At 59.7% G+C, this 9,586-nt stretch carries 8 protein-coding genes; 4 read left to right on the top strand and 4 right to left on the bottom strand.

All coding sequences use genetic code 11. The features are described 5' to 3' along the window. The first annotated feature begins 104 nt into the window (after positions 1-104). The gene (locus M3O22_00110) at positions 105-1,037 is read left to right on the top strand and encodes a metallophosphoesterase (GenBank protein MDP9195172.1); all 933 of its coding nucleotides are present in this window, start codon (positions 105-107) and stop codon (positions 1,035-1,037) included. A 17-nt stretch (positions 1,038-1,054) separates the two neighbouring features. On the opposite strand, the gene M3O22_00115 is transcribed toward M3O22_00110, so the two are convergent. The 4 genes from M3O22_00115 to M3O22_00130 form a co-directional block, all read right to left on the bottom strand. Then, positions 1,055-1,582, bottom strand: coding sequence for a hypothetical protein (locus M3O22_00115; protein ID MDP9195173.1), 528 nt, complete (start codon positions 1,580-1,582; stop codon positions 1,055-1,057). Beyond that, positions 1,579-2,091, bottom strand: a complete 513-nt coding sequence (gene gpt / locus M3O22_00120) for a xanthine phosphoribosyltransferase (GenBank protein MDP9195174.1) — start codon at positions 2,089-2,091, stop codon at positions 1,579-1,581. Before gpt ends, M3O22_00115 begins: the two co-directional genes overlap by 4 nt. 349 nt (positions 2,092-2,440) lie before the next feature. After that, positions 2,441-2,884: a DNA polymerase III subunit chi gene (locus M3O22_00125; protein MDP9195175.1), complete on the bottom strand. Its 444-nt coding sequence runs from the start codon at positions 2,882-2,884 to the stop codon at positions 2,441-2,443. Positions 2,885-2,888: 4 nt separating this feature from the next. Next, positions 2,889-4,388, bottom strand: a complete 1,500-nt coding sequence (locus M3O22_00130; GenBank protein MDP9195176.1) for a leucyl aminopeptidase — start codon at positions 4,386-4,388, stop codon at positions 2,889-2,891. Positions 4,389-4,430: 42 nt separating this feature from the next. On the opposite strand from M3O22_00130, the gene lptF reads away from it, so the two are divergent. The 3 genes from lptF to M3O22_00145 form a co-directional block, all read left to right on the top strand. Beyond that, on the top strand, positions 4,431-5,531 hold the full coding sequence (lptF, locus tag M3O22_00135; GenBank protein MDP9195177.1) for an LPS export ABC transporter permease LptF: 1,101 nt from the start codon (positions 4,431-4,433) through the stop codon (positions 5,529-5,531). Between the two features lie 3 nt (positions 5,532-5,534). After that, positions 5,535-6,629, top strand: a complete 1,095-nt coding sequence (gene lptG / locus M3O22_00140) for an LPS export ABC transporter permease LptG (protein MDP9195178.1) — start codon at positions 5,535-5,537, stop codon at positions 6,627-6,629. A gap of 107 nt (positions 6,630-6,736) precedes the next feature. Next, positions 6,737-9,586, top strand: a 2,850-nt coding sequence (locus M3O22_00145; protein MDP9195179.1) for a hypothetical protein, incomplete at its 3' end; no start/stop codon positions are given.

Here is a 9,586-nt window from a genome sequence, read left to right on the forward strand (position 1 = left end):
GGAAGGGGCAGTAATGACGTGCCCTGGCGGATACCATAGGGATTTTTTGCTTTTCTTTCACGCAGGCCTGTTAGCCTGTATGGTCTTTGATGGCCCGCATGGACATGACTGCACTTGAGAAAACTCCTGATGCTCATCCCGCCAGCGTAAGGACGCTGCTGAAAGACCGCTTTTTTCTCAAACAGCGCCTGGACGGGGTGAAGTGCGTCTATGCCGTGGGAGACGTCCACGGGCAGATTGACCTTTTGGATGCCACTCTGGAGATGATCAGAAAGGATATCGCCACCCTGGCCGCGGACATGCCGAAAACCCTGATTTTTCTGGGGGATCTGATCGACCGGGGCAATTCCCGGGCTGTCCTGCAGAGACTGAGCGGACCATGGGGAATTCCGGGAATCGGGAAAAGAATTATCGCCGGAAACCACGAAGGCCTTTTCGCCCGGTTCCTTGCGGGCCCTGGTCCCGACTTCAGCCAGGCCCCCTTTGGACGGACCATTGCTGAGGAAGAATACCAGGCGGACAGGCTGGCATACCCGGAAAAACTGGATCGTGATATGTTGTTGTGGATAAGCACCGATGGCGGTGCCGATACTCTCAGGAATTACGGTTGCAGTACGTGGGATCCGCGCCTGCTCCCGCAAGAGGTTGCCAGACTGCGAAAAATCGTTCTCGGGAATATTCCCCGGGAACACATCGGCCTGCTGAAACGCATGGAAAAAATGGCCGCTCCAGGAGATTTTGTATTCGTACACGCAGGCATAGACCCGGCCAGACCCCTGGACCAGCAGACATGGCAGGACTGCGGCTGGATCAGGAAAGGCTTCCTCAACCACAAGGGAGGCTTTGAGGGTCGCATCGTGGTCCACGGACATACGCCCTGTAAAGACCCGGATATCGAAAATGACCGGCTGTGTCTCGACACAGGTGCATTTCTGGCCGGAACGCTCACCTGGGCCCGCTTTCTGGACACGAAAGAATATGGTACAGAAGTCACTGTCTCGCAGGTTCGCAGAACCGCAGAGACTCCCGGCCCCTGAACAGATCCATGCATTGATTACTGACGCCCGGCTGTCCGTTCTCCGGCACCGGCAATTTCCCGGTACCGCTCCAGCTGTTCCGGGGTCAGCAGGGTTTTCATCTCCATGGAAGCATACAGATGGGCGGCCCGCAGGCGGCCATACAGATAGCCAATCTCAAACGTCAGGCGCGTCAGCTCGTCCGGTATGATGGTCCCGTCGGCGAAGGCCGCATCCAGTTCCTGTTCCTTTGCGATGATCTCAGCGCCGGTCTTGCGGCTGCTGGCCTGCAGCCTCTTGCGGGCGATGAGGACATCCCGGGCCTGTTCGTCCGTCAGATCCAGGTCGGCCGCCCAGCCTGTAACCCGGGCGGGAGAGGGCCAGCCATGAGCCTCTGCCGTCCGCGCCAGACCGGGCACTTCCCCGGATTTCAGCTCCCGCACCTGCTTTTCCGTCAGGGCGGCGGGCAGTTTTGGCTTTGCTTCCTCTCCGGGAACCGTGCCGGTCTGGGCCAGCGTTGTCCCGGACAGTGCCAGAGTCGCCAGAAATACAAGGCGCGCGATCATCGCCTGTCACCTGGCTGAATGGCGATAGGCGTGGCAAAGGTGGTGTCTACCTCCCACGGAAAGAAAATCCATGTGTCCTGGCTGACCTCGGTCACCCATGAATCGGCCTGCCGGCTGCCCTCGGGTTTGGCATAGAGGGCGGCATAGTGGGCCTTTGGCATTGTTTTTCGCAGCTGCTCGAAGGTCTTTCCGCTGTCCACCAGGTCGTCCACAACAATCCAGCCTTCCCCCTGCCCTTCCGTGGCAAAGCTTCCCACCGGCTTTTCCATCCGGGGATCATGCTGGACCTGTTTCACATCATCGTATCCGTAAATGCAGACGGTCTCGACCACCGGCAGGTTCAGCTCCCGGGCCACGATTCCTGCAGGGAAAAGACCGCCCCTCGCCACAGCGATCACGCCTTTCCATGGCCCCTTTTCCAGAAGCCGCCACGCCAGGGCCCGGGCATCCCGGTGCATCTCCTGCCACGAAACGGGAAAGTGTCTTGGACGATTCTGGAAACCGGTCATGGAAACCTCCCTGGAACAGACCGGTTTATAGACCGGATGTCCGGTCCATGTCACCCTGTACCTGCACTGCAGCACATACGATAAAGATCCGCATAGGCCTGCATGGTTTTTTCCCGGGTGAACTCCGCCTGGTAGCGGATCCATCCCCGGTTTACCAGCCGTTTCCGCAGGTCCGGGACATCCAGGTCTGGACAACACCCGGTTTGATCTTCGTGATGATCTTCCGCAGGCGCCAGAAGGTCCACACATCCCGGAAAATCCGGGGCGGCAGGACACGCACAGGAAGACCGGCAGCAGCCTTTCCTTCTCCCCCCGGGGGGAGAGGAACAGGTTTCCGGAAAAAGTGTATTCATATCTGCTGCCAGCCGCTGTCCGTCTGCTGCCAGTAAGAGAGAGTGTGCCCGCTGTCCTTCCAGGCCTTCCACTGGTCACGCGCACCGGCAACCGCAGCCTCGTCATTGCCATCGAACACCATGCAGCACAGGTCCCAGGCGTCCGCCTTCTGCGGACGGGTTCCGTCAGCCACCACCAGGACCGTGGCACCGTTCGGGTTCTCCTCCCGCGCGGTCAGCCACACCGGCTGGTCTGCAGCAAACCCGTCCGCGGCCGAACCATGGGGGAGGAACGAGGGCGGAGAGTATGTCCACAGGGCCTGGTTCAGGGATTCCACCCGCTCCTCCGGCCCGCACAGGACAACAGCCTTCATCCCCTTTTCCAGGATCTTCTGCAAAAGACGTGGCAAGGCCTGCTCCAGCGGGCTTTTCTGCAGATGATAGAAACGGATTTCGGTCAAACGCTCAGCTCTCGAAGTTATCAGCCACAAAGCGCTCCAGCAGGCGAACCCCGAAGCCCGAGGCGCCCTTTGGCACCACAGGCCGGTCCTTTTTCGCCCAGGCTACAGCGGCAATGTCCAGATGGGCCCAGGGAATGCCCTTGTGGATAAAGCGTTTCAGGAACTGGGCCGCCGTGATACTGCCGGCCTCGCGACCCTGGCCCATGTTGCGGATATCCCCGGCCTCGCCATCGATATCCCGGTCATAGGCCTCGCCCATGGGCATGCGCCAAAGCTTTTCGTCCACTGCCTCTCCCGCTGTGGTCAGCTGGCGCGACAGGGTATCGTCATTGGAAAACAGGCCGGCGTATTCCCGCCCCAGCGCAATGGCGATGGCGCCGGTCAGGGTGGCCAGATCAACAACCGCGCGGGGTTTGAAAATCCCCTGCGTGTACCACAACACATCCGCCAGGACCAGGCGCCCCTCCGCATCCGTGTTCAATACCTCTACCGTCTGTCCCGACATGGTGGTGACAATGTCACCGGGACGCTGCGCGGTACCGGAAGGCATGTTCTCCACCAGGCCCACAGCGCCGACCACATTGACCTTCGCCTTGCGGGCGGCCAGCGCATGGATTGCGCCAATGACCGCTCCGGCCCCGGCCATGTCGTACTTCATGTCCCACATACCGTCGGCGGGCTTGATGGAAATGCCGCCGGTGTCAAAAGTCACGCCCTTGCCCACCAGGGCCACGGGGCGTTTGTCCTTTGCTCCCGGATGACCGTTATAGTGCATGGTCACCAGAAAAGGCGGATTTACGCTGCCCTGCGCCACGCCCAGCAGAGCCCCCATGCCCAGCTTTTTCATTCTTTTTTCATCAAGGACGTCGACCTTCACCCCCAGCGCCGCCAGCCTGCGGCACTGCTCCATCATGGTTTCGGGATAAAGAATATTGGGTGGCTCGGACACCATGTCGCGGGTCAGGAACACACCCCGGACCACCGCCTCCAGGTCCGTCCAGACCTTTTTTGCCGCTGCCGGATTTTTCGTACCGAAGGTCAGGGTTTTCAGGGCCGGTTTCTGTTCAGGTTTTTCCGTAGTCCTGTATCTGTCAAAGCGGTACGAGCGCAGCATGGCTCCGCAGGCCATATGGGCCGCTGCCGCATCGCCACTGATCCCCTTCCATGCACCGTCCACCAGAACTGTCACCTCTGTCTCGCCCGATTTCGCCAGGGCCGCAAAAACAGCCGCACCCACAGCCTGGGCATCATTTTCACCAAACCGGGAAGGATCACCGGTCCCGACCAGGAGGATCCTGCGGACCTTCACCCCCGCCGGCGCCAGGATGGACAGGGTTTCTTCCCTTTTTCCTGTAAAGCGGCTGGCCTTCATGGCCCGGGTCAGCGCCCCTTTCGTCGCCTTGTCCAGCTTTTCGGCCAGGACGGTCAGCCTGCTGTCCTTCTGCACAAAAACAGCCACGGTTCCGGAAACGGGAAGAGAAAGGTCAGAAAAGCCGGTCTTCATGGAGAATCCTTTGTGTGAAAGATCCGTATGGTGTATCAGGACATGATGCGCAGGACAACACGCTATATCCTCGGACAGCTGGCAGTTTCGGCTGCAATTTCCTGTACTGTCCTGTGCCTGATGATCTGGCTGTCCCAGATCCTGCGCTTCCTGGATCTGGTAGTTGACGGGGGCGCCCCGTTTTCCGTTTTCCTGCAGCTGGCCACCCTGGCTCTTCCATCCCTCCTCATTGTTGTCATTCCTGTTGCCGTGGTGACGGCAGTGCTGTTCACCTATCACCGCTTGGGGACCGAGAACGAACTTGTAGTCATGCGCGCCGCCGGCATGAGCCCCATGCAGCTGGCCCGGCCAGCCCTGACACTGGGGGTTCTGGCCAGCGCTGTCCTCCTGGTCCTGAGTTTCCAGCTGGCCCCTGCCGCCCAGAAGGAGCTTGAGAAACTGCGCCAGCTGGCCCAGAACAAACTGGCCTCTGTCCTGCTGCGTCCGGGGGTGTTCAACGATGCGGGAAACAAGCTGACTGTCTATGCACGGGAAAAGGATGACAGCGGACAGCTGCGCGGCATTCTTATCAATGACTCCCGCAATCCTGAAAAACCCGTTACAATCATTGCCGAAAAAGGCGTGTTTCTGGATGATGGACACGGCGCCCGGGTCCTGGTCTTCAACGGCAACAGACAGGAAATGGACAAGACCCGCGACCGCCTTTCCGAACTGTTTTTCGAACAGTACACCATTTCCCTCAAGGCCATCAGACCGGAATACGCTTCCCACCTGTCAAAACCTGACGAGCGTTCCATAGGCGAGCTGTGGACCGGCATGGAGGATCCGGCCAGCAGGACCAGGCTCCTGTCCGAATTCCACTCCCGCCTGATGCGGCCCATGCTTCCGCTGGCCTTTGCCGTCATGGCGGTGACGGTTTTGCTGTCCGGAGAAATAAACCGGCGGGGCCATCATGGAAAGATTCTGGGGGTTGTTGCCGGGGTTGTCCTGATCCAGGCGGCGTCCCTGACCCTGACCCGGCTGGCCGGGCAGATGCCGCTGATGGCTGTTGCCCTGCACGCTTCTGTGTGGGCTCCTGTCCTTGCCGGACTGTGGATCCTGGGTGCAGGAAACCGGACCCCCCTTCGCGCTGCAGGGAAATAGCCCATGCACCTTTTTCCCACGCTGTCGGCCTATATCGCCCGGCATTTCCTGGCCTCTTTCCTGGCCTTTCTGGGTATTGTGGCCGGACTGATCTGGATCCTGGACACAATCGAGCTTCTGCGCCGCGCCGCTGACAAGCCTGGCGCTACCCTGGGCATTGTCCTGAAAATGGGCCTGTACAAACTGCCGGAGACAGGACAGATCGTCCTGCCCTTCATCGTTCTGTTCGCCGCCATGTTCGCCCTGTGGCGCCTGACGCGCAGTCACGAGCTGGTCGTGGCGCGGGCCAGCGGGGTTTCCGCCTGGCAGTTCCTGCTGCCCATGCTGGCTGTGGCCCTGCTGATGGGCCTGGTGACAACTACTGTGATCAACCCGGCCGCGGCCACCCTCGTTTCCCGGTACGAACACATGGAGAACAGGTACCTGAAAGGCAGGGTCTCCAGCCTCAATGTCTCGAAGTATGGCCTGTGGCTGCGCCAGCCCTATGCCGACGGCCACGCCCTGATCCATGCGGAAAACATGGACCTGCACGCCCTGACCCTGAACCACGTGATGGTCCTGTTTTTCAGGGGAGAGGATACCTATGCAGGCCGGCTGGACGCCCCCGCGGCCACGCTGCAGGACGGCCTGTGGAAACTGCAGGATGTTCTGGTCAACATTCCCGGACGGACGCCGGAGCACAGACAGGCCTACAGCCTGCCCACTGTCTTTACCCTGGACCGCATCCAGGAAAGCTTTGCCCCCCCGGCCACCCTCTCCTTCTGGGAGCTGCCCCGGTTCATCGGGATTATCGAGAACACCGGCCTGTCCAGCCTGCGCCACCGCATGCATTTCCACTCCCTGCTGGCCCAGCCCCTGCTGTTCTGCGCCATGGTCCTGCTGGCAGCCATCTTTACGCCGCACAGCACCCGCCGGGGCGGCGTCCTGTCAATGATCATCGGAGGTATTGTCGCAGGCTTTGCCCTGTATATGATCCGGAACATCGCCTCGGCCTTCGGGTCGGCAGGCAGCGTTCCGCCCTTCATGGCCGCCTGGTCCCCCACCGTAGCCAGCCTGCTTCTGGGTACAGCGGCCCTGCTGCAGAAGGAAGACGGGTAGAACGGGAACCCGCTGGCCGCTCCCCCGAGTCTTTTTTCTCTTTATTTTCATGATTCAGGGGTATTTTCAGCATACACGCTTTTGTACCGCACATGCAGGTGACACAGATGACCTCAGCAGACAGGGTTCTCACGGGTTCGCAGACAAAGGAATCCGCTATCCGGAAGCTGACAAGGCTTTTCCGGGGTGCGACGCAGGTGAAACCTCTGCCGGGGCCCTTTGATGTTTTCAGGAAAGGACTTGTGGATATCACGACGCTGAAGGATAATTTTCAAAAAACAGAAAACCAGATCCGTGACGAGGACATGAAGCTTGCGGACCCTGCAAGAAGCTCCGGGGAAAAGATGGGGCTTGCGGCGGCGAAAAACAGACTGGAAGAAGGCAAACGCCAAAGCGAAAAGGGAATCAGGGGCCTGACTGCTGTCGCAATTCTGGAAGATTTCATCCGGAAACGGGATGCTGATGCCCTTGCTTCGGGCCTGGCTGCAGACAATGCCCAGTCGTCCCTCACAGACCTGACGGAGAAGCAGCAGAACAAGCTGGGCGACAACGCCGTGGACCTTTACGCCCATTTGCGGATCCTGATCGGGCTCCCCCATCCGGATGGAAAGCTTGTCTCCAATAACGAGCACAGGCTTCTGTCTCTCCTGGCAGGATGGGGATATATCCGGGGCTTCGGAAAGTATCCGCCCAATGCTGTTACAGGACTGGCCTTCACGACCTCCGAGGAAAAAAAACGCTTTCTGGCAGACCTGAAGGCAGTGGCCCTCCAGCATGAATCTGGCCTCAGATATCTTGACAAAAAGCCCGCCCCCACTGCTGCGACACCTGTCGTAGCCCAACCTGTTGCCCCGGCACCGGCAGCCACAGCGTCTGCACAACAAGCCCCAACCCCAAAACCTCCGGCTGCTGCACCTGCTGCTGCCGCAGCGGCTCCGGGAGGCCACACCCCCCAGACAAAACCTGTAAAAAAAGTTGTAAAACCTTCCAAGCCTGCACAGCGGGTTCCTGCCGCAACACCTCCGGCTGCCCCAACACCTCCAGCGGCCGCAGTTCCGGCTCCTGCGGCACCGGTCAACACAACCCCTGCACCGGCTCCGGCTGCCACACCGCCGGCACAGGTTGCATCACAGAATACCCCTGCTACAGGAACTGACATAGCAGCTTTGCTGAAACAGCTGGACACCATAGACGAGCTGGAAAGGACCTTCAGAACGCACACAGATGTTCTCCTGAACACCACAGCCCCGCTCCAGGAATGGGCTGCAGCATTCAATACCCTGCGCGGGGATATTGTGGCCGCCGCAAAGAAACCGTCTCTTGTACAGAAAACAAGGGAAGGCTTGGCCCAGGCTGGCCAGAGTCTGAAACAGAGGGCAGAATACCTGCGCGGGCACAAGACACACATTGACAACCCTGACCTGCAGAACTCCTTGCAGGCGATCAGAACCGATCTTCTGGACAGCCTGCAAGCCTCACGCCAGGAAATCCTGGACTCCAGCCTCATTCCGGGTGAAGTTCTTGCCATGAGAGACGCACTGCGCCAGGCCCGGCATGAACTGGAGCAGGCCCCTGGGCTGGCTGGCGAGCTTGCCACTGCCCGGGAAGAAATTGCCAGTCTTCGGCAGGCCCGGTCCATACCGAGAAAGGCCCCGGAGACTGTTCAGATAATATCTTTTATGAAGGGTAGTGACGAGCGCGCCCTGAACAAGCAGACAACCGGAGACAGAATCCATGATGTAGTCATAAAATCCCTGACTGACATGCAGGATTCTGCCCTGACAGATGAACAGAGAAAAGCGCATCTGGAGCAACTGGAAGAATTTCTGGAGGCTCCATCCGATGCTCTGGGTCAACCCATTTCTATCCCTTACACCCTGAAGACGGCTGTAAAAGATCTGACCGAAGGCCTTGCGCGTATACCTGACCCTGTTCCCGTTGCCGATCTGCAGGACCTGGCCACGGCTTTCCAGACAGATGTAAGTGACTGGCGTTCCCGCATGCTGGAAAAACATCCCGCCCTGAAAATGCTGCAGGAAAGCCGGAACCAGGCAGGAGAGCTGGAAAAACAGCTGGCCGAGGCTCGGGGGCAGGCGAAAAAAGACCTAGAAGAAGCCGCGCGGAAACTGAAAGAGGCAGATGCCCGGATCCAGGCAGAAAGAACCGCGGCTGAAGAAAAACTTGACCAGATCAACAAGCAGATCCCGGATCTTGTGGCCCAAAGGACAGCAGAACTGTCTGACGCCCTCAAAACCTCAACACGGGAACGTGATGGAGCCTTGCAGGAACGTGATGCGGCCTTGCGGAAAGTTGCCGCTCTCGAGAAAGCCCGTACTCCAGTCCCTACACCTGCAGGGGCCCCGGGCCGGACGGCCTCTGGACCCACAGGCAAGCCTGTAACGCCGCCAAACGCACCGGCTGCTTCTTCCGGTACCGGAAACATGGCAGCTCCTGCACCAGCAACCCCTGTTGCAACAACGGGAGGCAAACCCCCTGCTACAGCTGCAGCCCCGACTGCAAGACCTCCAGCCACGTCGACTGCTGCACAGGTTCCTGGCACCCCAACTTCCCGGGGCCAGTTTGTTCCTGGGCCTGTTTCTGACAACAGTGTAGCGGGCCCAATGCCGCCTCTACCCGCTCTTGCCCCCGTCGCCCCGGTTACAGCGCCGCCTGCACCGGCAGCACCAGTACCTGCTGCACAGGCACCAGCTGACCATGTACCGTCAGGAACACCCCGCAATGGCGCCACAGCCCATCCATTTGACTGGGAGGCTGTGGCACACACAGCCCGGAAATTTGTCCGGCCAACACAGGCGGGTGCCCAAACCCCGGGCTCCAATGGTGCAGGACAGGGTCCGGTAGCAGCCCGCGTGAATGGACCTGCGGAACCGGCTGAGCTTTCCGATAATGAAAAAATGCTGGCGGAAATGTTCGTCAGGCAACGTCTGGGAAAAGAG

This window comes from Pseudomonadota bacterium, from assembly GCA_030775045.1.
Lineage (GTDB): Bacteria > Pseudomonadota > Alphaproteobacteria > JALYJY01 > JALYJY01 > JALYJY01.

Bases quoted from the DNA above. Each gene is read 5' to 3' on its own strand.
- M3O22_00110 (MDP9195172.1), top strand. From the start codon at position 105: ATGACTGCACTTGAGAAAACTCCTGATGCTCATCCCGCCAGCGTAAGG.
- M3O22_00115 (MDP9195173.1), bottom strand. From the start codon at position 1,582: ATGATCGCGCGCCTTGTATTTCTGGCGACTCTGGCACTGTCCGGGACA.
- gpt (MDP9195174.1), bottom strand. From the start codon at position 2,091: ATGACCGGTTTCCAGAATCGTCCAAGACACTTTCCCGTTTCGTGGCAG.
- M3O22_00130 (MDP9195176.1), bottom strand. From the start codon at position 4,388: ATGAAGACCGGCTTTTCTGACCTTTCTCTTCCCGTTTCCGGAACCGTG.
- lptF (MDP9195177.1), top strand. From the start codon at position 4,431: ATGATGCGCAGGACAACACGCTATATCCTCGGACAGCTGGCAGTTTCG.
- lptG (MDP9195178.1), top strand. From the start codon at position 5,535: ATGCACCTTTTTCCCACGCTGTCGGCCTATATCGCCCGGCATTTCCTG.